At 74.7% G+C, this 24,380-nt stretch carries 24 protein-coding genes; 19 read left to right on the top strand and 5 right to left on the bottom strand.

Annotated elements, in window-relative coordinates:
- Window positions 1-2: 2 nt before the first annotated feature.
- From PH189_RS03310 to PH189_RS03230, 17 genes are all read left to right on the top strand, one after another.
- A complete protein-coding gene (locus tag PH189_RS03310; protein ID WP_274187324.1) occupies window positions 3-410 on the top strand; it encodes a helix-turn-helix domain-containing protein in 408 nt (135 codons plus the stop codon).
- Window positions 407-1,243: an alpha/beta fold hydrolase gene (locus PH189_RS03305; protein ID WP_274187323.1), complete on the top strand. Its 837-nt coding sequence runs from the start codon at window positions 407-409 to the stop codon at window positions 1,241-1,243. Before PH189_RS03310 ends, PH189_RS03305 begins: the two co-directional genes overlap by 4 nt.
- A 10-nt stretch (window positions 1,244-1,253) precedes the next feature.
- On the top strand, window positions 1,254-2,912 hold the full coding sequence (locus PH189_RS03300) for a class I adenylate-forming enzyme family protein (RefSeq protein WP_274187322.1): 1,659 nt from the start codon (window positions 1,254-1,256) through the stop codon (window positions 2,910-2,912).
- 9 nt (window positions 2,913-2,921) lie between these two features.
- Window positions 2,922-3,377: a hypothetical protein gene (locus PH189_RS03295; RefSeq protein ID WP_274187321.1), complete on the top strand. Its 456-nt coding sequence runs from the start codon at window positions 2,922-2,924 to the stop codon at window positions 3,375-3,377.
- Between the two features lie 17 nt (window positions 3,378-3,394).
- Complete coding sequence (locus PH189_RS03290) at window positions 3,395-4,255, top strand: Fpg/Nei family DNA glycosylase (RefSeq protein ID WP_274187320.1); 861 nt, start codon at window positions 3,395-3,397, stop codon at window positions 4,253-4,255.
- 4 nt (window positions 4,256-4,259) lie between these two features.
- Window positions 4,260-5,462: a histidine kinase gene (locus PH189_RS03285; RefSeq protein ID WP_274187319.1), complete on the top strand. Its 1,203-nt coding sequence runs from the start codon at window positions 4,260-4,262 to the stop codon at window positions 5,460-5,462.
- Between the two features lie 129 nt (window positions 5,463-5,591).
- Entirely contained in the window at window positions 5,592-6,476 is an 885-nt protein-coding gene (locus PH189_RS03280) for a S49 family peptidase (protein ID WP_274187318.1), read from the top strand.
- Between the two features lie 115 nt (window positions 6,477-6,591).
- Complete coding sequence (locus tag PH189_RS03275; protein ID WP_274187317.1) at window positions 6,592-8,106, top strand: hypothetical protein; 1,515 nt, start codon at window positions 6,592-6,594, stop codon at window positions 8,104-8,106.
- Window positions 8,103-8,861, top strand: a complete 759-nt coding sequence (locus PH189_RS03270) for an ESX secretion-associated protein EspG (protein ID WP_274187316.1) — start codon at window positions 8,103-8,105, stop codon at window positions 8,859-8,861. Before PH189_RS03275 ends, PH189_RS03270 begins: the two co-directional genes overlap by 4 nt.
- Entirely contained in the window at window positions 8,858-9,220 is a 363-nt protein-coding gene (locus tag PH189_RS03265) for a hypothetical protein (RefSeq protein ID WP_274187315.1), read from the top strand. The genes PH189_RS03270 and PH189_RS03265 overlap by 4 nt, the downstream gene beginning before the upstream one ends.
- A gap of 207 nt (window positions 9,221-9,427) precedes the next feature.
- The gene (locus PH189_RS03260) at window positions 9,428-10,285 is read left to right on the top strand and encodes a LytR/AlgR family response regulator transcription factor (protein ID WP_274187314.1); all 858 of its coding nucleotides are present in this window, start codon (window positions 9,428-9,430) and stop codon (window positions 10,283-10,285) included.
- Complete coding sequence (locus tag PH189_RS03255) at window positions 10,282-11,496, top strand: hypothetical protein (protein ID WP_274187313.1); 1,215 nt, start codon at window positions 10,282-10,284, stop codon at window positions 11,494-11,496. Before PH189_RS03260 ends, PH189_RS03255 begins: the two co-directional genes overlap by 4 nt.
- A 5-nt stretch (window positions 11,497-11,501) precedes the next feature.
- A complete protein-coding gene (locus tag PH189_RS03250; protein WP_274187312.1) occupies window positions 11,502-13,241 on the top strand; it encodes a sodium/solute symporter in 1,740 nt (579 codons plus the stop codon).
- A 228-nt stretch (window positions 13,242-13,469) separates the two neighbouring features.
- Window positions 13,470-13,829: a DUF485 domain-containing protein gene (locus PH189_RS03245; protein ID WP_274187311.1), complete on the top strand. Its 360-nt coding sequence runs from the start codon at window positions 13,470-13,472 to the stop codon at window positions 13,827-13,829.
- Window positions 13,826-15,430, top strand: coding sequence for a solute symporter family protein (locus tag PH189_RS03240; protein WP_274187310.1), 1,605 nt, complete (start codon window positions 13,826-13,828; stop codon window positions 15,428-15,430). The genes PH189_RS03245 and PH189_RS03240 overlap by 4 nt, the downstream gene beginning before the upstream one ends.
- A 93-nt stretch (window positions 15,431-15,523) precedes the next feature.
- The gene (locus PH189_RS03235; protein ID WP_274187309.1) at window positions 15,524-15,853 is read left to right on the top strand and encodes a rhodanese-like domain-containing protein; all 330 of its coding nucleotides are present in this window, start codon (window positions 15,524-15,526) and stop codon (window positions 15,851-15,853) included.
- Between the two features lie 17 nt (window positions 15,854-15,870).
- Window positions 15,871-16,911, top strand: a complete 1,041-nt coding sequence (locus PH189_RS03230; protein ID WP_274187308.1) for a DUF4328 domain-containing protein — start codon at window positions 15,871-15,873, stop codon at window positions 16,909-16,911.
- On the opposite strand, the gene PH189_RS03225 is transcribed toward PH189_RS03230, so the two are convergent.
- Entirely contained in the window at window positions 16,840-17,394 is a 555-nt protein-coding gene (locus PH189_RS03225; RefSeq protein ID WP_274187307.1) for a ferritin, read from the bottom strand. The genes PH189_RS03230 and PH189_RS03225 overlap by 72 nt on opposite strands.
- Window positions 17,395-17,437: 43 nt before the next feature.
- Window positions 17,438-18,832, bottom strand: coding sequence for a ferric reductase-like transmembrane domain-containing protein (locus tag PH189_RS03220; protein ID WP_274187306.1), 1,395 nt, complete (start codon window positions 18,830-18,832; stop codon window positions 17,438-17,440).
- A 408-nt stretch (window positions 18,833-19,240) separates the two neighbouring features.
- Between PH189_RS03220 and PH189_RS03215 the strand changes: the two genes are divergently transcribed.
- Window positions 19,241-19,987: a class I SAM-dependent methyltransferase gene (locus tag PH189_RS03215; RefSeq protein WP_378014949.1), complete on the top strand. Its 747-nt coding sequence runs from the start codon at window positions 19,241-19,243 to the stop codon at window positions 19,985-19,987.
- Window positions 19,988-19,998: 11 nt separating this feature from the next.
- Here the strand turns inward: PH189_RS03215 and PH189_RS03210 are convergent, their stop codons facing one another.
- Window positions 19,999-20,955, bottom strand: coding sequence for a Rieske (2Fe-2S) protein (locus PH189_RS03210; protein WP_274187583.1), 957 nt, complete (start codon window positions 20,953-20,955; stop codon window positions 19,999-20,001).
- Window positions 20,956-21,120: 165 nt separating this feature from the next.
- The gene (locus PH189_RS03205; RefSeq protein WP_274187304.1) at window positions 21,121-22,341 is read right to left on the bottom strand and encodes an arginine deiminase; all 1,221 of its coding nucleotides are present in this window, start codon (window positions 22,339-22,341) and stop codon (window positions 21,121-21,123) included.
- Between the two features lie 38 nt (window positions 22,342-22,379).
- Between PH189_RS03205 and PH189_RS03200 the strand changes: the two genes are divergently transcribed.
- Window positions 22,380-23,291, top strand: coding sequence for an SDR family NAD(P)-dependent oxidoreductase (locus PH189_RS03200; RefSeq protein ID WP_274187303.1), 912 nt, complete (start codon window positions 22,380-22,382; stop codon window positions 23,289-23,291).
- A 78-nt stretch (window positions 23,292-23,369) separates the two neighbouring features.
- On the opposite strand, the gene PH189_RS03195 is transcribed toward PH189_RS03200, so the two are convergent.
- Window positions 23,370-24,188 (bottom strand): CPBP family intramembrane glutamic endopeptidase, encoded by an 819-nt coding sequence (locus tag PH189_RS03195; protein ID WP_274187302.1) that lies wholly within the window; start codon window positions 24,186-24,188, stop codon window positions 23,370-23,372.
- Window positions 24,189-24,380: the final 192 nt, after the last annotated feature.

Raw genomic sequence — 24,380 nt, 5'->3', positions numbered from 1 at the left:
AGGTGTCGCACCCGGGCGGGCCCTGGGAGGACCACCGCCGCGCCCTGGGCGGGTTCATCCGTAGCCAGCGCAAGCTCGCCCGTCTCTCGCTGCGGCAGCTCTCGGCCCTCAGCAACATCTCGAACCCCTACCTCAGCCAGGTCGAGCGGGGGCTCCACGAACCGTCCGTGCGCGTACTGCACTCGATCGCGGAGGCCCTGGACATCTCGGCCGAGACCCTGCTGCTGCAGGCGGGCCTGGTGCGTGAGCAGGCCGGTGGGCACCCCACGTCCGGCGACGACGGTGCGCCGTCGTCGACCGAGCGGGCGATCCGGGCCGATTCCCGGCTCTCGGACGCCCAGAAGGAGGCCCTGATCTCCGTGTACCGGAGCTACGTCACAGGCTCACCCGACGGGAGGTCGACATCGTGAGCGTCCTCCTGGCCTCGGCTCCCGAGCCGTCCCCCCGTTCCGCGCCCGACGACCACCACGACCGCACCGTCCTGGGACACCGCGTGCACGTCGCGCACCGCCCCGGGGCGCCCGGGCGCATGCCGCTGGTGCTGGTCAACGGGATCGGCGCGAGCCTCGAGCTGCTCGACCCGCTCGTCGAGGCGCTGGACCCCGAGCGGCCCGTCGTGCGCTTCGACGTCCCGGGCATCGGCGGCTCGCCGCTGCCGTGGGTGCCCCTGCCGATGGCGGGGCTCGCCATGCTCGTCCGCGGTCTGCTCGACGACCTCGGCTACGGCAGGGCCGACATCCTCGGCCTGTCGTGGGGCGGCGGGGTCGCCCAGCAGTTCGCCCTCCAGCACCCCGACCGCACCGGCCGGCTCGCGCTGGTGAGCACGGGGACGGGCGCGATGATGGTCCCCGCCCGCCTCACCGTGCTGGCGAAGATGCTCACCCCCCGGCGCTACAACGACCGCTCCTACCGGCGCGAGGCCGGCGCGGAGATCTACCAGGGCGAGTCCCAGGCGGCCGTCGACGCGGTGTTCTCCCGCGTGCACCCGGTCATGTTCCGCGCCTACCTCTTCCAGCTGATGGCGCTCATGAGCTGGACGAGCCTGCCGGTGCTGCCGTTCATCGGGGCGCCGACGCTGGTGCTCGCGGGCCGTCGCGACCCCGTCATCCCCGTGGTCAACGCCCACCTCATGGGCGCGCTGATCCCCCGCGGCACCGTGCACCTGCACGAGGGCGGGCACCTCGGTCTGCTCACCCGGCCCGACGAGCTCGGGCGCGTGGTGGAGGACTTCCTGGACGCCTAATGTCCGGGCCATGACGACGGCCGACTGGCGGACCTGGGTTCCCGAGCGGCTGGCGTACCCCGAGGTGCCGGTCGGCGCGCTGCTCGACGGCGCGGCACGGCGCCACGGCGACCGCGTGGCGTTCCGGCACCACGACCGCACGCTGACCTTCACCGGGCTGTGGCGCGCGGCGAGCGGGTTCGCCCACCACCTACACGCACGCGGGGTGGTGCCCGGCGACGTCGTCGGCGTGCACCTGCCCAACGTGCTCGCCTTCCCGATCGCCTACTACGGGATCCTGCTGGCCGGGGCCACGTTCACGCCGGTCAGCCCGCAACTGCCGCCCGACGGCGTGGCCGCCCAGCTCGCGGACGCGGGGGCGGTGGCGGTGGTCGGCCTGGCCGACGTGGGCGCCGGCGTCCCCCTGATCGCGACGGACGGGGTCGGGTTCGAGGGCGTCGACAGCGTGGACGGGGCCGAGGCGCCACCGGTGGTCGACGTCGACCCCACCGTCGCCCGCGCCCACCTCGCCTACACCGGCGGCACGACCGGCAGCCCCAAGGGCGTGGTGCTCACCCACGCCAACGTCGTCACCAACGTCCTGCAGTACGCGTGCCACGGCAGCGGGTCGCGTCCCGTCCCCGGGGTCGGCGGCGAGGTGGGGCTCGAGCAGATCGGGCCGGCGGAGGAGTGGCCGATCCGCCTCGGCGAGGGGACCGGGATCGCCGTCGCCCCGTGGTTCCACGCCATGGGCACGATCGGCGGCATCGGCGTCGCCGTGGTGTCCGGGGCGACGAGCATCGTCCACGAGCGCTTCGACCCCGTCCGCTTCCTGGCCGACGTCGAGACCCATCGGGCGACCACGATCTCGGGTGCGCCGCCGCTCTTCCACGCCCTGCTCGCGCACCCGGAGGCGGCGCAGCGCGACCTCACCTCGGTGCGGACGGTGACGTCCGGGGCCGCCCCGATGCCGCTCGCGCTGGCCCGGCGGATCGCCGAGCGCATGCCGGAGGCGGTGATCGTCGAGGGCTACGGGATGACCGAGGCGACGATGGGTCTCACCATCGGCGCCACCGCGCGGTCGGCGCACCGCCGCGTCGGCACGGTCGGCGTCCCGGTGCCGGACACCGAGATCCGCATCGGCTCGCCGGACGCGCCCGCCGGGAAGGGCGAGGCCGGCGAGGTGTGGGCCCGCGGACCGCAGGTCATGGCGGGCTACCTGGACCGGCCGGAGGCCACCGCGGAGACGTTGGTCGACGGGTGGCTGCGGACCGGCGACATCGGCGTGCTCGGCGAGGACGGTCAGCTCGAGATCGTCGACCGGGCCAAGGACATGCTGCTCTACAAGGGCTACAACGTGTATCCGCGTGAGCTCGAGGAGCTGCTGGCGGCCCGCCCCGAGGTCGCGGCGGCCGCCGTCGTGGGACGTGCGGACGCGGCGGTCGGCGAGGAGCCCGTCGCCGTGATCGTCCCGGCGCCGGGCCACGAGCCCACCCCGGAGCTGGGTGCGGCCCTCGCCGCGGCCCTGGACGAGCAGGTCGCGCCCTACAAGCGCCTGCGCGCGGTGCACGTCGTCGACGCGCTGCCCGTCTCGGCCGCCGGGAAGGTGCTCAAGCGGGACCTGCGCGACGCCCTGACCGGGGGATCCGACCTGCTCGGCGCACCGATCTGGACGCGTCCGGCGGGCTAGAGTGGTGGCGTGGCCAAGATTCGCATCGTGCGCGCCGCGGACGGGCGGCAGTGGATGGTGCGCCAGAAGCTGGAGTGGACCGACCCCGCAACGGGGGAGGACTTCGAGCACGACATGCAGGGCGGCCAGCTGGCGGCCATCGGCATCGTCTCGATCATGGGCCTGCTCTGGGTCGCGCTCCTGGCCTGGTGGTTCACCGGCAGCCAGGGCGTCGTCGTCCCGATCTGGGTCTGGCTGATCCTGCTGGTGGTCGCCGGGTTCTTCCCGAGTCGCTGGGTGCTGCGGCGTCCCCGCACGCTCGTCGCCGAGACGCCGGGCGGCGCCGACGGCTCCGCACCCGAACGCTGGGTGGGGTGGGTGCGCGGCACGGCCGCCGCGCGCGAGGAGATGACCGCGACCATCCGGAGCCTCGAGACCCGGGCGACGCCCGCCTACGCGGACAGCCCTCTGCAACCGGTCAGCTGAGGGGCCGATGAGCTGACATGCCCGAGCTTCCCGAGGTCGAGGCCCTCGCCGAGCACCTGCGCACGCACGCGCTCGCCCGGCCCGTGGCGCGCACGGACCTCGCGAGCATGACCGTCCTCAAGACCTTCGACCCGCCGCTCTCGGCGCTCACCGGCCGGCTCGTCACCGGGGCCGCGCGGCACGGGAAGTTCCTGGATCTGGAGCTCGACGGGCTCCATCTCGTCGTGCACCTCTCGCGCGCCGGGTGGCTGCGCTGGCACGACCAGGCGTCGGTCACCCCGCCGAAGCCGGGCAAGGGTCCGCTGGAGTTCCGGGTGCACCTGGAGAAGGTCGGCGGGCCCGGATTCGACCTCACCGAGGCGGGCACGCAGAAGCGCCTCGCCGTGTACCTCGTCGAGGATCCGTCGCAGGTCCCGGGCGTGGCCAAGCTCGGCCCGGACGCGCTCTCGCTCGACCGCGCGTCGTTCGGGGAGCTGCTCGCCGGTCGCTCCGAGCGGCTCAAGACCCTGATCGTCGACCAGCAGGTGCTCGCCGGGATCGGCAATGCCTACTCCGACGAGATCCTGCACGTCGCGAAGCTGTCGCCGTTCGCGTCGGCGGGCAAGCTCGACGCCGACGCGGTCGACCGGCTGCACGCCGCGATGGTCGGCGTGCTCTCCGACGCGGTGGAGCGCGCCGTCGGCCAGGACGCCGCCCGTCTCAAGGGCGAGAAGCGCTCGGGGATGCGGGTGCACGCGCGCACCGGGCTGCCGTGTCCCGTGTGCGGCGACACCGTCCGCGAGGTCTCGTACGCCGAACGGTCCTTCCAGTACTGCCCCACATGCCAGACGCAGGGTCGGGCGTTGGCGGACCGCCGGCTGTCCCGTCTGGTCAAATAGCCCCGTGCCCGCCTGGCTGACCGATCCGCGCGTCGTCGCCGCCGTCGTGGTGGCGGTCGCGCTGGTGGCCGCGGTGCTGGTCTACCGCCGCGTGAAGCGGCGCAACCAGTTCGCCTCGCCGCTGGAGCGCGCGACGTTCTCCACGCTGCACACCGTCTCGCTGGCCGCGCCCGCGCTGCGCGAGGGCCTGTCGGAGGGCTCGGCGCAGTTCGCGGTGCCCTACCTGCGCACGCTGCTCGACACCGAGGCGCTGTCGATGACGGGCTCGGACTGCGTGCCGCTGGCCTGGGACGGCGAGGCCGAGCACCACAGCCTGGACGTGCGCCAGTACGCCGAGAAGGTCATGCGCACGGGGCGCCAGCAGGTGGCCAGCCGCAAGGACATTGAATGCGGCTCGCAGGACTGCCCGGTGCGCGGGATCGTCGTCGTGCCCCTCGAGGTCGACGGCAACGTCGCTGGCACGCTGGCCGCGGTCAGCGCGGACACCCCGGGCCCGGTGCTGCTGCGTGCCTCCGCGGAGGTCGCGCGCTACGTCTCGAGCCAGCTCGAGCTCGCCGACCTCGACGAGTCCCGCGCGCGGCTCAACCGCGCCGAGGTCCGGGCGCTGCGCGCGCAGATCTCGCCGCACTTCATCTACAACGCGCTCAACACGGTGGCCTCGTTCATCCGCACCGACCCCGAGCGCGCCCGCGAGCTGCTCATGGAGTTCGCGGACTTCACCCGCTACTCGTTCCGGCAGGCCGGCGAGTACACGACGCTGGCCGACGAGCTCAAGAACATCGACCGCTACCTGGCCCTCGAGCACGCCCGGTTCGGCAACCGGCTCACGGTCAAGGTGCAGGTCGCGCCCGAGGTGCTCTCGGTGGTCCTGCCGTTCCTGGCGCTGCAGCCGCTGGTCGAGAACGCGGTGCGCCACGGGCTGTCGGGCAAGCCGGGCGGCGGCACCGTCACGCTCACCGCCGAGGACTCCGGCGCCGAGTGCACGATCATCGTCGAGGACGACGGCGTCGGCATGGACCCGCAGGCGCTCAAGGAGGAGAACCGCGACGCGCACCTCTCCGGCGCCCACGTGGGCCTCGGCAACGTGGACGACCGCATGCGCTCGGCCTTCGGCCCCGACTACGGCCTGATCGTCGAGACCGAGCGCGGCGCGGGGACGAAGATCATCCTGCGCGTCCCGAAGTTCCGGGCCGGCGTCCGCGTCTAGTCTTTCGCGCAAGGTGTGCAGCCCGTCGTGCTCCTTCGTCGCTCGACGTGCTCGACCCACCGCGCGGAGAGCATCGGCGGGCCTCGGCGGCGATCACGGGCACCCGTTCGGCGCCGATAGTCTCGGGGCATGGAATTGCGGTTCGGCTCGGCCCTGTCCTCGGTCCTGCCCGGTCCCCTCGCGGCCGCCACCGGCACGCGCACGGTGAGCGTCGTGCGCCTGCAGGGCGTGATCGCCGCGGCGAGCGGGCCGGTGCCGAGGTCGCTCATCAACATCCACGCGGTCGAGGACGCCCTCAAGCGGGCGTTCACCGCGGAGCGCGCCGAGGCCGTCGCCCTGGTGATCAACTCACCGGGCGGTGCGCCCACGCAGTCCGCTCTGGTGGCCGACCGCATCCGGGGCCTCGCGGAGGAGCACCAGATGCCGGTGCTCGCGTTCTGCGAGGACGTCGCGGCGTCCGGCGGGTACTGGCTGGCCTGCGCCGCCGACGAGATCTACGCGCACCCGACCTCGCTCGTCGGCTCGATCGGCGTCGTGTCCGGCGGCTTCGGGCTGCAGGGGCTCATCGAGCGCTTCGGCATCGAGCGCCGCCTGCACACCGCGGGCCAGAACAAGGCGCGCCTCGACCCGTTCCAGCCCGAGAAGGCCGAGGACGTCGAGTGGCTGCTCGGCATGCAGGGCGAGCTGCACGAGATGTTCATCGACTGGGTGCGCTCGCGGCGCGGCACGGCGCTGCAGGAGAACGACGACCTGTTCACCGGCGAGGTGTGGACGGGGAAGCGGGCGCTGGAGCTGGGGCTCATCGACGAGCTCGGCACCGCCCGCGACGTCCTCGCCCGCCGATTCCCCGACGCCGAGCCCGTCACGGTCGAGCCCCGCAAGCCGCTCCTGGCGCGCCTCGGACTCGGTGGCGTCCTCGGGCCCGCCGCGGCCCCGGCGACGGCACTGGACCCGGTCGGCACGGCGCTCGAGTGGTTCGAGCAGCGGGCCCTCTGGAGCCGGTTCGGGCTCTGAGCAGGACCCCGGTCCGGACACCGGGGCGATCGATTCACTCCCCGTCGTCGCCTGCTCGGACCTAGGCTTCCGGGTCCGGACGTCGTGAGCTCACCGCTGCGGGAGGTGGTGGACCGTGCCGGTCCCCGGTGTCCCGTGGGGTGGGCGCGACACGTCGGCGCTGAGCCACGAGCTCATCCACCGCTGGATCCACGACGGCGCCGACCCGGCGGCCCTCGACTCCGCGCGCCTGCGCCACGCCGCCCGCGGTGAGGAGCTGCGGGCCGCGGCGCAGCGGCTCCAGCGGGCGCACGGCGAGCTGGGGGCCTCCTGGCGCGGCCGGGACGCCGACGCCGCCACGCAGCACGTGCGCACGCTCGTGGCCCGCATGAGCCGGCTCGGGGACGCCGTCACCGGGCAGGCGGGCAGCCTCCAGGGCGTGTGCGACGCCCTCGCACGCGTCCAGTCGCTCGTCGGGCCGCCCCGCCCGCCCGCGCTGCCGGTCCTCGGTGCCTCGCCGGCCACGCCGGGCCTGGCGGGCGCGCTGACGAGCGGAGGCCCGCCGGACGGGTTCGGGGCCTTCCACGCCGCGCAGGCCGAGGAGCGGGCCGCTCAGGGCGCGTACCGCGCCTACCTGGAGCAGACCGGCCTCGCGGCCCGTGGCGCCCCGTCGGCCGTCGACGGGCTCGCGGGACGGGCGTCGACGGCCGCCCCCGGCGTGCCGGCACCGCCGCGCGGGCTCCCGGCCGGCCCCGAGGGGGCGGGGTCGGGGCGCCCCGGCGTCCTCGCGCGGGCCGCGGGGCCCGCCGGCCCGGGCGGCTCGGCTCCGGGGGTCGGGGTCCCGACGGGCACGGTTGCGGGTCGTGGCCCCGGTGGAGGTCCCGGGGGCGGGGCGCCGGCCGGCCCGGCGGGTCGCGGGGGCGTGGTCACACCGGGCACTGGGCCCGGAGCCCCGGGCGCCGGGCCACGGCCGGGGCCGGTCGGTCGCCTCGTGTCGCGGCTGCTCGGGGGTCCGGAACCGGGCGCACCGGGTGCCGCGGGTGGCGGAGGCCGTCCCGCCGGGCCGACCGGCCGGCCCGGCGTTCCGCCGGGAACGACGCGGGGCCCGTTCCCGGCCCCGGGCACCGTCCCCGCGGCCGGCACGCGCGGCCCGGCGGTACCCGCCGGCCCGACCCCCGCCGACCGCCTCACCGGCGGCGTCGTCCCGGGACGCGGCGGTGACCCGCGGGAGCGTCGTGGCGCGCGCGGCCCCGCGGACCCCGCGTCGACCGCCCACCCGCCGGAGCAGGCCCCGCCGTCCACCGACCGTCCCGAGCCGGAACCGGGGCCCGACCGATCCGGGCCCGACCGCACCGCGGCGGCCGGGCCGCCCGCGGGCACGGGGACGACGGTCGGCGCCCCGGCCGACCCCGGCACCCCGCCCGCGACCGGCCCGGGCCCCGGCCACACCCCCACCCCCACCCCAGGCCCCGACGTCCCGATGACGCCCCCGATCAGCGGCACCGGCTTCGCCGCCGGAGGGCCTCGCAGGTCCGGCGTCCGCCATCCCGAGTACCTCGTCGACGCCGACCCCTGGCGCGATCCCGCCGACGACCCCGACGACCGCCGCCTGGTCACGCCACCGGTGCTCGGGGAGCAGGACGACCGGTGAGCGGACTCGTCCTCGACCGCCACGAGCTGCTGTGGGTCCTCGAGCAGTGCGGGGCCGGGTGGCCCTACCCGTTGCGCCCGGCGCACTGGTCCGCGGAGACCGATGCCGAGGTCCGGCGCCACCGCGAGGCCACCGAGAACGCCCTGCGCGCCCGCGGCCTGCTCGAGCCGGGGCCCGCGCGCGTCCTGCTCGACGCGGGGACCGCCGTCGCCGGGTGGGTGCTGGCCGTCGACCTCGTCCGCCGCGGCGCGACCGCGTCCCGGGCGGCGGTGGCCCTCACCGACGGACGCACGGCGGCCCTGCTGGACTCGCCCGAGCACGCGCAGGCGCCGGTGCGCGTCACGCCGTGCCCGCCGGACGGGCTCGCCGAGGCCCTGTTCGGCCTGGTCCCGCCCGTGCCCCCGGGCAGCGGGCCGCCCGTGCCGGTACCCGCGGGCACCGTGCCCGCCGACCTGCCGTCGACCGCGCGGGCGATGCGCGCCCGGGACGCCGCCGAGGACCTGCTCGCGACCGTCACGGCCGTCACGCAGGTCGGGGTGGCCGACCGACGCGACGGCACACCCCGGCGCGTCACCGAGCCGCTGTGCTGGCTCGACGGTCCCCGCGGCCGGCACGTCCTGCGCTCGCCCCCATCCGGGTCCGCCGCGCGGCCGCCGGTGCTCGTTCCCGCAACCGGCGGACAACTGCTCTCCGACGTCCGTACCGTGCTGGCCGACGCGGTCGTGCCGCGCCCGCCGGGAAGGAGCACCGCATGAGCGCACCCCAGTCGCCTCCCGGCGGCGACGGTGGCACCGGCGGCGAGGCCGCGATGCGGCCCGACGAGGCGCGGGCGTTCGCGGGCAAGGTCGATGCGCTCGAGCAGGGCGTCACCGAGGCGCAGGCGGCGCTCGACGGCCTCGGGGCCGAGTCGCTGGCCGTCGGATCCGGGGAGGACAACGCGGCGATCGCCGCCTGGTACCGCGAGCTGGTGACGTCGGACACGGTGCCGGCCGCGCGCACCCTCGCCGCCGAGCTCGACGCGCTGCGACGCGCCGTCCGCGAGAGCGCCGCCGCGTGGGAGCACACGGATGCCGGAGCCGCGGCCACCTACCGCCCCGATCCCGGGTCCACCTGAGCCCGTGGACACCGGCGGACGCCCGTGCGAGCCCCGCGTGATCGTTCGGGTGGCGCAGCGGCGCACCCCCGAACGGGTGGTCCCACGGGGCGACACACCGGGTCGTCCCCGGCTCGCCCTGCACGAGGGGTGGGGCACGGAAGGGTGGCGAGCCGATCGGGTCCTATCGTGGACGTGCGAACCTCGGCTGGGCAGGATGGCGACGCAGTGAACACGAGTGAGAACGACGGCCTCGTAGTACTGGCCGTCGACGACGAAGAGCCGGCTCTCATGGAGCTGGCGTACCTGCTCGAGCAGGACCAGCGGGTCGGGACCGTCCTACGGGCGTCCGACGCGATCGCGGCCCTGCGCATCCTCACGGGCGGCGACCGTGTCGACCTGGGCGGGTTCGGGGGTGGTACGCCCCCGACCGGACTCCCGGCACCGGCCAAGCAGTCGGACGTCGACGTGCTGTTCCTCGACATCCGCATGCCGGGCCTCGACGGTCTCGAGCTCGCGAACGTCCTGTCGCGGTACGTCATCCCGCCGTCGGTGGTCTTCGTGACGGCGCACGACGACCGTGCGGTCGAGGCCTTCGACGTCGGCGCGGTCGACTACCTGCTCAAGCCGCTGCGTCCCGAGCGCCTGTACGCCTCGCTGTCGCGGATCCTGTCCTCGCGCGGCACCACCGTGCCGGTCGAGCCGGCCGCCGACGAGGAGGGCGACGACGAGGTGATCCCCGTCGAGCTCGCCGGCACCACGAAGCTGGTGCAGCGCTCGACGGTGCGCTGGGTGGAGGCGCAGGGCGACTACGCGCGCCTGCACACCACCGAGGGCAGCCACCTCGTCCGCATCCCGCTGTCGGTGCTCGAGGAGCGCTGGTCGGACGCCGGGTTCGTGCGCATCCACCGCTCGTACCTCGTCGCGCTGCCGCTGATCACGGAGCTGCGGCTCGCCGGCTCCGGGTACGTCGTGCGCCTGGGCAGCGGCGGGGACGTCGCGGAGCTGCCCGTGAGCCGGCGCCACACGCGCGAGCTCAAGGACCGTCTCGTCCGCTCGACGAAACAGGCCTGGGGCCGACGGTGAGCTCCCCCGGCGGCTCGGCGCGGGCCTCGGGGCCCGAGTCGGGCTCTGCCGGGGCGGACAGCACGACGGAGGTCGCGGACGACGGCTCCCCCGACGGAGCCGCGGACGTCGCCCCGAACGCCTCGGGCGAGGCGCTGCGCTCGGTCCCCGACCCGCCGGCACCCGTGACGTCCGCCGCGCCGGAGGAGCCGGAGGCAGCCCGGCCGCCGGACGCAGGTCCGCCGCCGGACGCAGCCCCGCCGCCGGACGCCGACGGCGACTCCTGGACCGGCGGCGGGCCCGACACCGGCACCGTCCGACGGTCGCGGCCCTCCCGGTCGGGCCGGTCGCCCACGGGCGTCGCGACACCTCCGAACCCGATGACCGCCGGCCCGGCCGCCGTCGGCGCCACCCCCGGTCCGGCCACCGGCGCGACCCCGGCGCCGGGCGCGGGCCCGACCCCGGTCGCGATGACCGACCCGCCGCGGCGCCCGGTCCCGCCGACGTTCTCGTCCCCGGGCCAGCCGCCGCCGGGCGTCGCACGGCGCCACGGCCGGCACGCACGCCCAGAGGTCGGCGCGGTGCACACCCCGCCGTCGGGCTACCGCCCCCGGCACGCGGCACCGGACGCGGAGACCGAGCAGTTCGCGGCGGTGCCCTACACCGGCCCGGGCGGCCTCGGCCCCGCGCCGCTGGCCCGTCCCCCGTCCGACGACGAGGCCGGCGACCCGCACGAGCCCGTGCCGATGGCCGCCCGCACCACGGCGGTGAACGCCTCGGCCACCACCGACAACACCCCGATCTCGGACGCCGACATGGCGCTGTGGACCGGCCCCGGCGTCGTCGTGCCCCCGCTGTCGTCCGAGACCGACGGCGCGGGCGACCGCGTCCGCGTCGTGCTCGCCGAGCGGCGCGTGCCCACCCGCGCCGTGCGCACGGTGGCCGAGATCGAGCAGCAGACCGAGACCGGTGAGCTCCTGCTGCGCAACCTCCTGCGCGCGCAGCTCGCGCTCGGCCTGCGCCTGGGGCTCGTCGCGGTGTTCGTCCTGGGTGCCCTGCCCGTGCTCTTCCTCGTGGTCCCGCGCGTCGGGTCGGTCGAGATCGCGGGCGTGACGTTGCCCTGGCTGGTGCTGGGCTTCCTGCCGTACCCGTTCATGCTCGCGCTGGCCTGGCTCTACATCCGCACCGCCGAGCGCAACGAGCTCGACTTCGCCGACAACGTGGAGGACTGACCGGCGTGGAGACCGCCGGGTACGTCGCCGTGGCCGCCATCGTCGTCGTCGGCATCGTCACGATCGTCATCGGTTCCCTGGGTGTGCGGGTCGCGCGCACGACGGACGACTTCCTGGCCGCCTCGCGCACCGTCGGAACGCGCGCCAACGCCGCAGCCATCTCCGGGCAGTACCTCTCGGCGGCGTCGTTCCTGGGCGTCGCCGGCATCGTGCTCAAGGACGGCGTCGACGGGCTCTGGTACCCGATCGGCTTCACGGCGGGCTACCTCGCGCTGCTGTTCTTCGTCGCCGCCCCGCTGCGCCGCTCCGGCGCCTACACGGTGCCGGACTTCGCCGAGGTCCGGCTCGACTCCACGCTCCTGCGGACGGTCACCACCTGGTTCGTCGTGATCATCGGCTGGCTCTACCTGCTGCCGCAGCTGCAGGCCGCCGGCCTGGCGCTCACGGTGCTGACGACCGCGCCGGAGTGGGTGGGCGTGGTGGCCGTCGGTCTGGTGGTCACCGCCAGCGTCACCTTCGGCGGCATGCGCTCGATGACCTTCGTGCAGGCCTTCCAGTACTGGCTCAAGCTGACCGCGCTGGCCGTGCCCGCGCTGGTGCTGCTGGCCGTCTTCGTGTTCGGGCCGGACCGCGACGGCACACCCCCGCCGCCGGTGTTCACCGACGCCACCAGCGTCGACGTGAGCACACCGGTCACCCTGCAGGTGGCGGCGCCGATCGACATCGGTGTGCGCGGCGAGGTGGACGGCGCCACCGTCAACGGGCCGGTGTCGTGGGCGCCGGGGCTGCACACGGTGGACGCCGGCACCACGCTGAGCTTCCCGGCCGGGGCCACGGTGCCCGTGGTCACCGACGCCGACCCCGATGCGGGCGAGTGGTCCGCGCCGCTGACCGGGGGCAGCGAGGACGGGCACTCCCTGCTCGCGACGTACTCGCTGGTCCTGGCCCTCCTGCTGGGCACCATGGGCCTTCCGCACGTCCTCGTGCGCTTCTACACGAACCCGGACGGCCGGGCGGCCCGCCGGACGACGCTCATGGTGCTGGTGATGCTGGGCGGCTTCTACCTGCTGCCCGTGCTGCTCGGTGCGTTGTCGCGGCTCTACGTCCCGCAGCTGCTGGTCACCGGCCAGACGGACGCGGCGGTGCTGCTCCTGCCGACGGCGGCGTTGCCGGGCTGGATCGGCATCGGCCTGGCCGCGCTCGTCGCCGCCGGCGCGTTCGCGGCGTTCCTGTCGACCTCGTCGGGGCTCCTGCTCTCGGTGGCCGGCGTCCTCTCGACCGACCTGCTGCCCCGCAAGCTCGGGGACTTCCGCATCGCCGCACACGTCGGTGGCGTGGTCCCGATCGTCGCCGCCCTCGGCGCCACCCGTCTCGACTTCTCGCTGACGGTCTCCCTGGCCTTCGCGCTCGCCGCCTCGACGTTCTGCCCGTTGCTCGTGCTCGGCATCTGGTGGAAGGGCCTCACCGACCGCGGCGCGACCATGGGCATGCTCATCGGCGGCGGCCTCGCCGTGCTCGCCGTCGGGTCGACGCTCGCGGGCGTCGCCCCGGGCGGCGCGGTCGGGGTGCTGCTCGCGCGTCCCGCGCTGGTCACGGTGCCGCTCACGTTCCTCGTCATGGTCCTCGTGAGCCGATCGTCCCCCCAGCGCGTTCCCGCGAACGTGGGCCGCACCCTCCTGCGCCTGCACGCCCCCGAGCGCCTCGGGCTCGGCGACGTCCGGCGTGGCGCGCGTCCTTCGGCCTGACCACGCTCCTCCGTCCCGTAACCTTCCGGCGACGCTGCGTGAGTGGATGCCACGCGCCGTGACGTTCCGAACGATTCGGACGAACAGGAGGGATCGGATGGCTCAGCGGATCCGCTCCTCGCGTGATTTCGCCGTGAGTAGTCACACGAAAGGACTAATCGGGTTGATCGGTAGCGGATTAGGGTTCTGCCCGATCGTGACGACGACGGACGACCCCGGGGAGATCTCGTGAGTGCCACCGACGACACCCCAGGGGGGTCGAGCGCGCTCGACGCCACCCCGTCCGCCTACCAGGAGGTCCAGAGCTCACCGGAGTTCGGGTCCCTGCGCCGTCGCTGGCGCGGGTTCATCTTCATGATGACCGCGGTCTTCCTCGGCTGGTTCCTCGTGTACGTCCTGCTGTCGGACTTCGCCCACGGCGTGGTCGACACCCGGATCGGCGGCACCAACTTCACGGTGGGCCTGGTGCTGGGCCTGCTCCAGTTCGTGTCCACCTTCCTGATCGCGACGCTCTACGTCCGGTTCGCGAACAAGAACCTGGATGACGACGCCGAGGCGCTGCGGCAGCGCGTGGAGGAGAAGCTGTGAGCACTCAGATCGGCAGCCCGGCGCTCAACATCGGGATCTTCACCCTCTTCGTCGTGGTGACCCTGGTGATCGTCTACCGGGTCAGTCGCTCCTCCAGCACCGCCTCGGACTACTACGCCGCCGGCAGCTCGTTCACCGGGCCCCAGAACGGCATCGCGATCTCGGGTGACTACCTCTCGGCGGCGTCGTTCCTCGGCATCGCCGGTGCGATCGCCCTCAACGGCTACGACGGCTTCGTGTACTCGATCGGCTTCCTCGTCGCCTGGCTCACCGCGCTGCTGCTCGTCGCCGAGCTCCTCCGCAACGTCGGGCGCTTCACCATGGGCGACGTCCTGAGCTTCCGGATGCGCCAGCGCCCGGTGCGTGCCGCCGCGGCGGTGTCCACGCTCCTGGTGTCCTTCTTCTACCTGCTGGCGCAGATGGCCGGCGCCGGCGGTCTGATCTCGCTGCTGCTGGGCGTCAAGAACGTGCCGGGCACGCCCTTCGACGGGCAGTCGCTCGTCATCGCGGTCGTCGGCATCCTCATGGTCATCTACGTGCTCTACGGCGGCATGCGCGGCACCACGTGGGTGCAGATCATCAAGGCGACCCTGCTGGTCATCGGCGCCGCGGTGATGACGGTGTGGGTGCTCGGTCTCTACGGGTTCAACCTGTCGGGCCTGCTGGGCGCGGCCGTCGAGAACACCGGCAAGCCCCTCCTGGACGCCGGCAACCAGTACGGCAAGACGGTGACGACGAAGATCGACTTCCTGTCGCTCTCCCTCGCGCTGGTCCTCGGCACCGCGGGTCTGCCGCACATCCTGATGCGCTTCTACACGGTGCCGACCGCCAAGGAGGCGCGCCGCTCGGTGCAGTGGGCGATCTGGATCATCGGGATCTTCTACCTGTTCACCCTGGTCATCGGCTACGGCGCCGCCGCACTGCTGCCGCGGGGCACGCTCAGCTCGGCCAACGTCAACGACGCGGCCCCGCTGCTCGCCTTCCAGCTCGGCGGCACCCTGCTGCTCGGCATCGTCGCGGCGATCGCGTTCGCGACGATCCTCGCCGTGGTCGCCGGCCTGACGATCACCGCCGCGGCCTCGTTCGCGCACGACATCTACGCGAGCGTGATCAAGGAGGGGAAGCCCGAGCCGGGCATGGAGGTCAAGGTCGCCCGCCGGACCGCCCTGGTCGTCGGCATCGTCGCCATCGTCGGAGGCATCCTGGCCAACGGCCAGAACGTCGCCTTCCTCGTGGCCCTGGCCTTCGCGGTGGCCGCCTCGGCGAACCTGCCGACGCTGCTGTACTCGCTGTTCTGGAAGAAGTTCAACACCACCGGGGCCCTGTTCAGCATCTACGGCGGCCTGGCGATCTGCATCCTGCTGATCATCTTCTCGCCGGTGGTGTCGGGCAGCGCGACGGCGATCTTCGGCGAGACCGTCGACTTCGCGATCTTCCCGCTCCAGAACCCGGGCATCGTGTCGATCCCGCTGTCCTTCCTGCTCGGCGTGATCGGTACGTACGTCGGTGCGCGGGAGCCGGTGAACGAGGCCAAGTTCTCCGAGATGGAGGTCCGGTCGATGACCGGCGCGGGCGCGTCCCGCACCGCCGCCGACCACTGACCCGCCGACCACCCGCAGGCTCCGGAGCCCGTCACCCCACCCGGGGTGGCGGGCTTCGCTGCGACCACAGGGGGGTCGTGATGGGATGGAGTGGTGAGCCACCCCGGACTCCCCTCGGTCGGCCCCGGCGAGATCCCGGCCGGGGCGACGCTGCTCGACGTCCGTGAGGACGAGGAGTGGGCCGCCGGGCATGCGCCGGACGCGGTGCATCTGCCGATGTCGCAGATCACCGGGCGTCTCGACGAGATCCCGGAGGGCCCGCTCGCCGTCGTGTGCAAGGTCGGCGGACGCTCGGCCCAGGTCACGATGTTCCTCGCCCAGCGCGGCCACGAAGCCGTCAACGTCACCGGCGGGATGCTGGCCTGGGAGGCCGAGGGCCGTCCGATGACCACCGAGGGGCCCGGACCGGCCCGGGTGGTCTGAGGAGTGGGGAGGCGTCGGTGACCTGCCCGCGGTGTGGGCGGCCCCAGCCGCCGCCGGACTCCCCGGGCGCGCCCCGCACGGGCGCGACCCGCTACTGCGTGCACTGCGGCCGCGTCCTCGCCGGCGTCCGGTGGGTGGCGCTGCCCCCGGACGCGTTGCGGCCCCGCGAGCCCCGCGTACCGCGGCGGCCGTACGCGGGCCCGCCGCGCTATCCCGCCGTCCCGCGCTGGAGCCTCCGGACCTGGATGCCCGCGCCGGAGCCGGGCGGCGACGAGGGCCCGCTCCCGACCACGCCGCCCCGCGATCCGGAGGCCGTCCTCCGGGGCACCACCGGGCTCCTCGGCCGCCTGGCGATGACGACCGCGGTGCTCGCCGGGATCGCCGCGCTCGCCGAGCTGTGGCGCTACGGCCTGCTCGTGGCCAGCCGTTCCGAGGCCCTCTCCTCGGCGCCGCTCGCGTTCTCCGACGCGCTGGTCACGCTCATCGGGCTCCTCACGCCCGTCGCGGCCGTCGCGACCGGCGTGCTCTTCCTGCGCTGGTTGCTGCTCGCGCGCGGCATCGCCGCCACGATCTCCGGGACGCGTCCCGCCCGGCGGGACTGGGCGGTGGTGCTCGGGAGCCTGCTGCCCGGCCCGAACCTCACGATCCCCGGGGCCGCGCTCACCGAGGTCGAGCACGCCGCGTCGGGTCGTCCCGCCGACGAGCGGCCGCGGCCGTCGCGCCCCGTGCGGCAGTGGTGGCTCGCGTGGGTCGCGAGCGTCGTGCTCGGAGTCCTGGCCGTGCTGCGCGGACTCGGGGACAGCACGCAGGCGCTGGCCGACGCGGTGCTGCTGCACGCCGTCGCCGACGTCGCGGCCGCGGTGGTGGCGCTCGTGACGATCCGCGTCGTCACCGACCTGACCGAGCTGCTCGCCCCCGACCTGCGCCCGGCGGGACGGGAGGCGGTGCTGTCAGTCGGGACTGCCGGGACTGTCGGGACCGGTGTCTCAGCCCCCGCTGACGATCGCGTTGCCGCCGGCGGCGGGCGGAGCGGTGGGGTCGGTACCGACGTCGGGTGACATCTCGCGGGCGACGAAGTCCTCGACGTGGAAGAGGTTGTCGCCGGCGCGGCGCACGATGCGCAGGAGCGTGGTCATCGAGGCGACCTCCTCGACCTGCTCCTTGAGGTACCACTGCATGAACTGCTCGCCCAGGTAGTCGCCCTCGTCGCGGGCCGTGCGCGCGAGCGTGGCGATCTGGTCGGTGACCGTCTGCTCCTGGCGCAGCACCAGCTCCACGACGTCCTCGAGCGACGCGAAGTCGTTCCGCACGGCGTCGATGCCCGGGATGGTGATCGGCAGGTCGTTGTCCAGCAGGTACTGCACCATGCCCATCGCGTGGTTGCGCTCCTCGAGCGCCTGGGCGTAGAAGTGCGCGGCGAGCTGCGGGAGATCCTGGTCGTCGCAGTGCACGGCCACCGCCGTGTACTGCTGCGATGCCGTGAACTCGTTGCGGATCTGCGTCCGCAGCAGCTCGTGGAACTTCGACTGCGCGGCGGTCATGCGTCCGAGTCTAGGTCAGGGCGCGCCGGCCCCGACCCCTCGCTCATGTCCGTACGCTGCGGCGACCGTGCTTGGAGCCCTGACGTCGCCCACCCGTGGCCTCGTTCCCCGCGACCCCGGCGGGCTCTCCGCCGGCCTGCAGGGGGATCGCGCCGGACCACCCGAACTGCTCGGTGTGGATGCGCGGCGCCGGGATCCCGATCTGGTCGAGCGCCGCCAGCGAGCCCGCGAGCACCGAGGGCGAGCCGCAGACGAAGTAGTCGAGCGCCTGGCGGGCGGCGGTCTCGGCGGGCAGGACCTCGGCGAGCAGGTCGGCGTCGATGCGGCGCCCGTCGGTGCGCGTGACCCGCAGGTCGAGGCGACGGGCGAGGGCCGTGAGCTCGTCGGCGAACAGCGGCTCGGTGCCCCGCTCGGCGAGCACGAGCCGGTGCGTGCGGGTGTCGCCCCGGTCGGCGAGCGTGCGCAGCATGCTCATCATCGGGGTGATGCCGACCCCGCCGGCGAGCAGCACGAGCCCGGCCGAGCCGGGGGCGGCCTCGGTCGAGAACGAGCCGTGCGGCCCGTCGAGCCACACCTTGCTGCCGGTGCGCAGCGTCGACAGGAGGCCGGAGAAGTCGCCCTGGTCGCGCACGGTGAGCTCGATGCGTCCGGTCACCCGCGCGCTGGACGCGATCGTGAACGGGTGCTCCTCGGCGCCGACCACCCCGCGCTTGAGGCGCAGCCAGACGAACTGGCCGGGCGCGAACCGCAGGCCGCCGCGGCGCAGGTGCACCGGGGCGAGCACCAGCGTGCTCACCGTCTCGCTCTCGCGGCGCACGCCGTAGACGACGTAGGCGCCCTGGCGCGAGAACAGCGGGCGCCACACCCAGCGGTGGGCGAGCACCCCGAGCAGCACCAGCACGAGCGCCGAGAGCACGACGCGCATCACGGGGTCGGCGACGAGGTTGCCCAGCCACAGGACGTGCAGGCCGGCGAGGACGAGCGCGGCGCCGGCGAGCAGGACGTGCAGCCGTGCCCAGATCTCGTAGCGCGCGCCGGGACGCCGGCCGCGGACCGCGACGAACCCGACCAGGAGCAGCCCGCCGACCGAGCTCCAGCCGGCCCGCGCGGCCGCGGTGCCCTGGAAGGGGTTGAGCAGGGTCGGGTGGTTGAGGATGGCGACGGCCATGTGGATGCCGACGAGGACGATCGCCAGGGTGCCCAGCCAGCGGTGCAGGCCCAGGATCTTCTCGACCCCGAAGGCCCGGGTCAGCGCCCGCACCCGCGAGGGGACCACCACGACGACCACGAGCAGGGTCAGCGCGAGCAGGCCCAGGCCGACCGAGAGCACACCGAGCACCGAGCTGCCCCCGCCGCGGACCGCGACGAGACCGACCGGGATCACCACGAGGGCGGCGAGGACCGCCACCCACACGGCGCGTGTTGACCGTTGTTGCACGGGGCGGACGGTAGGCACCGTGGATCCGCGGCTCCGGCGCGTCTGAGAGCCGGTCCGCCCGCGGCGCGGCGACGGGCGCCTGCGACGCGCCCAGGCACACTCTCTTCCCCTGATCGGGTGAACACCTGCTCCGTCTGCTGGGACCGGCTCTCAGCTTCGCCGGGCGGCGCACCTCCGGTGCCAGCGCTGCGTCCACGCTGGCACTGAACGCCAGGATCGCCACATCCTCGATCGCGCGACACGCCGATGCTGGGAGCCGAGTGGACGCACCTCGGCCCACCACGAAGCGCCCGATCGGACGCCACCGGGCAGGATGCGCGCGTGATCTCGCGTTCGCGTCTCCGCTTCCCGGCCGTGCTCGCCCTCGCCGCGGCCGGTGTGGCGCTGGTCCCGCCGGCCTGGCGGTCGCTGCGTCCCCGTCCGCGCCCCGGCTTCGACCGCGCGACCGCAGCGGCGGGGGTCTCCGCCCAGTTCGACCAGGACGCCACGTCCTACGACCGCCTCGTCGGCGCGAACCCCGGCTACCACGACCACCTGCGCCTGTCGGCCCGTCGCCTCGGCCTGCCCGACGCCGGCGCCGGCGCCGTCCTGCTCGACGTCGGGTGCGGCACGGGCCTCTCGACGGCGGCGCTCGTCGAGACCTACCCGCAGGCCCGCGTCGTCGCGGTCGACGCGTCGGCCGAGATGCTCGCCCGCGCCCGCGAGAAGTCCTGGCCGGAGACCGTGCGGTTCGTGCACGCGCGGGCCGAGAACCTGCACGACGCGCTGGCGGCCGAAGGCCTCGAGGGCCCGTTCGACGGCCTGCTCGCCGCCTACCTCGTCCGCAACCTGCCCGACCGCGACGCGGGCGTCGGCGTTCTCGTCGACCATCTCGCGCCCGGGGCCCCGATCGCGGTGCACGAGTACGCGGTGGCCGACTCGGCCTACTCGCGCGGTGTCTGGAGCGCCGTGTGCTGGGCGGTGATCATCCCGCTCGGGTGGCGCGTCACCGGCGACGCCTCGCTCTACCGGTACCTCTGGCGCAGCGTCCTGGCCTTCGACGGCCTCGGACGGCTCGAGCAGCGCCTGCGCGACGCCGGGCTGCGCGAGGTCCACACCCGTCCCGTCGACGGCTGGCAGCGCGGCATCGTCCACACGGTGCTCGGACGCCGCTGAGGCGACGTCCGTCAGCCGCGACGGCGGGCGGCGCGCACGGCGTAGGTGCGCTCGGCGTACTCGATGTCGTCGGTCCAGAGGCGCTTGGCGGCCCACTCCATCATCGGGCGCACGAGGGTCTGGACGCGGCGGGCGTGGACGAAGCCCGGGCGGGCGGAGTGGGCGATCGTCGCCTCGACCACCGCGGTGCGGGGCCGCCCGTCGGGGTGCGGGGCCAGCGGGGTCGCGTGGGTCTCGACGACGCTGCCGGCGCCCTCGCCCTCGGTGATGTGCATGACGATCGTGCGCGGCTCCGGGCAGGTGAACCGGGCGCGCACGGGCACGCCCCAGTTCTTCGAGATCCGGAACGCCACCTCGAGGTCGAAGTGGTCGTCCTCCTCGCTCGCGTCGCGCCCGGGCGCGCGCTCGACGCGCAGGTCGGCGAACGAGTGCGGGTGGAACCACGCGCCGTGCCAGGGGTCGAGCCGGTTCGCGAGGACGTCGGCGGGCTCGCAGGTGCCGACCATCGACGCCACGGCCACGAGGCTCTCGTCGACGTCCGGGCGCTCCGGCAGGATCGGCGCGTCGGTGGGCTCCTCGCCGCCGACGGCGTCGAGGCGCACCCAGGCCAGCGCGCCGTCGTCGAACGCGGGCAGCGTGCGCCAGCCCGCGCGTCCCGACGGCCCGAGGGCGAGGCCGTGCCAGCGGCAGATCAGCTCGCAGCCCGACTGCACGGCGGTGCTCATGTCCGCGCCGAGGTGCGGGCACGCGCCGGGCCCGGCGTGCAGCGAGCCCCGCCCACCGTTCTCCTGGCTGGGAGAACGCCAGAGCACGAGCTCGACCCCGGCGACCGTGGTGCCGAACGGGGTGCCGGTGCGGACGTCGCGGCTCGCGCCGACGACGTACCAGTTGCCCGACGGACGGGCCGTGGCGCGCGCGAGCGCCGCGTCGATGACGCCGACCTTGGCGTCGCGCCACGTGGGCTCCATGGCGGCCCACTCGCGTCCGGACAGCCGTCGTAGCGGGTTCGCCGGCGTGCGCCGATCCGCTTTCTTCAGCACGGAATCGACGCTAGGCCTGGTGCGGTGTCGTCGCAGTCACGGGAAGCCCTCTGTGGCTGGATGCACGCCACGCTGCGCCGAACGTGCACCCCATCACTCGACGGGGGCACGTTCCCAGGGGCAGGACAGACACCGCGGGCCACCGCGTCCGGAGCCGAGCTCGAACCCGGCGATCGTCAGCACCTCGATCCCGGCGGCCCCGAGCCGGGCGTTCGTCGTGGTGTTGCGCTCGTAGGCGACGACGCGGCCGGGCGCGAGCGCGAGGGTGTTGTTGCCGTCGTCCCACTGCTCGCGCTCGGCGGCGACGGACTCGACCCCGGTGTCGACGGCCCGCAGCTCGTCGATGCCCATGGCGCGCGCCGCGGCCGGCCGGAACGGCTCGGGGCCGCGGATGTCGAGGTGGTCCGGGCCGTCCGGGCGCACCGTCCACGCCTCGAGCCCGTCGAGCACGCCGGGGTAGATGACCATCGTGTCGGTGTCGACCATGGTCGCGACCGTGTCGAGGTGCATCGTCGCCCGGCGCTGGGCGATCGGGACCGCGAGGACGGTGTGCGCGAGGCCGTCGGCGAACATCGCCCGCGCGAACGACTCGGCGCCGGCGGGGCTCGTGCGCTCGCCCACCCCGACCGCCAGCACCCCGGGCGCGAGCAGCAGCACGTCGCCGCCCTCGACCGCAGGATCAGAGGAGTACACCGATAGGGGGTCGCGGGGCGCGGTCGGCGCGACGACGCCGAGCTCCGGGTGGTGGCGCTGGGCGAGCGCGACCAGCGAGGCCTCCCGCCGGCGCGCCGGCATCCCCATCGACGAGGCCACGACGCGCGGGCCGACCCGGATCGACGAGTCGCGCGTGAACATGAGGTTGGGGAGCGGGTCGACGGCGAAGTCGTGCGGCGCGGACATGGCGCGCACCAGTGAGCTTCCCGTCACACCGAGCTCGGCGAACGCACGCCCGCCGATGAGGGCCGCGGCCAGCTCGGCGTCGTCGAACCCTCGCAGCTCGGCACGCACCGCCTCGCCGAGCTCGCGTCCCAGCGCCCGCTCGTCGACGGCGTCGGCGATCCCGGCCTCGCGCGCGGCCGGGCTCGCGAGCGCCTCGACGAGCACGTCTCCGAGCAGGAGGACCCGCACGCCGTGGGCGCGCAGCAGGTCGGCGAAGGCGTCGTGCTCGACCTGGGCGCGCTCCACCCAGGGGATGCCGTCGAAGAGCAGGCGATCGGCGTTGCGCGGGGTCAGGCGCTCGAGCTCGGGGCCGGGACGGTGCAGGACGACCGTGCGCAGCGCGCCGACCTCGGAGTCCACGCGCGGCGCATCCACCTCGGCGAGGGTAGGACGCCCGATCTACTGTGCGCGCCATGGGACTCCTCGAGGACAAGGTGGTCGTCGTCACCGGAGCCGGTCGCGGCATCGGGCGGGGCGAGGCGCTGGAGTGCGCACGGCAGGGGGCGGCCGTCGTCGTCGCCGAGTTCGACGCCGACGCCGGTGAGGAGGTCGTCGGCGAGATCACCGCCGCCGGGGGGCGCGCGGCCGCCGTGCCGGGCGACGTCTCCGACGCCGACGTCGCCGACGCGCTCGTCGCCACGGCCGTCGAGCGGTTCGGCGCGCTGGACGCGGTGGTCAACAACGCGGGCATCCTGCGCGACCGGACGCTGGTGAAGATGTCGGACGCCGAGTGGGACGACGTCGTCCGCGTCCACCTGCGCGGGCACTTCGCCCCGACGCGCGCGGCCTGCCGCTACTGGCGGGAGAACGAGCGGCCCGGGCACTTGGTGCACACGGCGTCGACCTCGGGCATCCTCGGCAACTTCGGGCAGGCGAACTACGGCGCAGCCAAGGCCGGCATCGCGGCGTTCTCGACGATCGTGGCGATGGAGATGGCCCGCTACAACGTCACCTCGAACGCGATCGCGCCCTCGGCGCTGACCCGCATGACCGAGGCACTGCTGCCCCCGGACGTGCGCGAGGACCGCCGGGCGAGCCTCGAGCGCGGCGAGTTCGACTTCTTCGACCCCGACAACGTCGGGCCGTTCGTGGCCTACCTCGCCTCCGACGCGTCGTCGCACATCAGCGGCAAGGTGTTCGGCGTCCAGGGCGACTCGATCGAGCTCTACCAGCCGTTCACGTCGGTGGCCGAGATCCGCGGCGACGGGCACCGCTGGGACGCCGAGAACATCCCGGGCCGCATGGACGAGCTGTTCGCCGAGGCCGGCATGGACCCGGCGCCGGAGAACATGATGGCGCGCTCCCGCCACAAGATCATCTCCTAGACGCCGGCGAGTGCGTGGCCCTATCGGCGTGCTCCCCTGACCCGGACACTCGACGTCTGCGGCGCACGCCGCTGACACTCACGCGGGCAGGAACGGCAGCACACCGGCCAGCAGCGCCGAGCCGACGAAGGCGACGACGTCGAGCAGCGCGTGGGCGCCGACGAGGGGCCACAGCCGGCCGGTGCGCTGCCAGTACCGCCCGAACACCAGGCCCATGAGCAGGTTGCCCAGCCCGCCGCCGAAGCCCTGGTACAGGTGGTACGACCCGCGCAGGGCGGCCGAGATCGCCAGCGCGCGGTTCTCGCCGACGCCGAGGCGCCGCAGGCCGTGGAGCAGGTAGCCGACCACCAGGATCTCCTCGGCCCAGGCGTTCGCCACCGCCGAGACGACCAGGACCGGCACCCGCCACCAGTGGTCCTCCAGCAGCGAGGGGACGACGGTGGTGTTCAGGCCCAGCGAGCGCGCGGCCAGGTAGAGCGCGAGGCCGGGGATGCCGATCAGCGCGGCCAGGCCCACCGCGGACAGCGCGTCGCGCCCGGGACGCCGCCCGTCGAGCCCGACGTCGCGCGGCCCTGACCCGCTCCGGACGAGCAGGTAGAGCCCGAGGGCGCCCCACGCGACGAGGGCGAGCGAGCCCGCGAGCTGCGCCGCGAGGTCGGCCCACGGGTTGCGGGCGAGGCTCTCGTCGATGGCCACCTGACGCTGGTCCAGCGGCACCGGCGAGGACAGTGCGTCGAGCAGCGAGATCAGGCTCCGCACACCCGACAGCCCGAGCGTCACCGCGAAGACCACGACGAGCTCGGTGCGCAGCAGGCGGCGCCCGGGCGGATCGAGGACGACGACGCCGGCCGGGGGAGCGGGACGCAGCCATGCCCGCCACGTCTCCCGGCTGATCACGGGCCCAGGCTAGGCGCACGCCCGGGCGGGGCCACCGGACCGTCGAGCCCGCCGTCGGGGCGCTCCTCTCGGCGGTTCGGCGGGCTGGTCGGGCACTCCCGGGCCGCCGTCCGAGGTGATTCCGAGGTGATCGAGCCCTCCGACGACCGCTCCGCGGCCTGACCGCGGCCCCGCCCCGGCGTCGGTAACCTC

The sequence above is a fragment of the Actinomycetospora chibensis genome (genome assembly GCF_028737215.1).
Classification (GTDB): domain Bacteria; phylum Actinomycetota; class Actinomycetes; order Mycobacteriales; family Pseudonocardiaceae; genus Actinomycetospora; species Actinomycetospora chibensis.
Note: the sequence above shows the minus strand (reverse complement) of the source record. Positions and strands in the feature narration are given on the sequence as shown.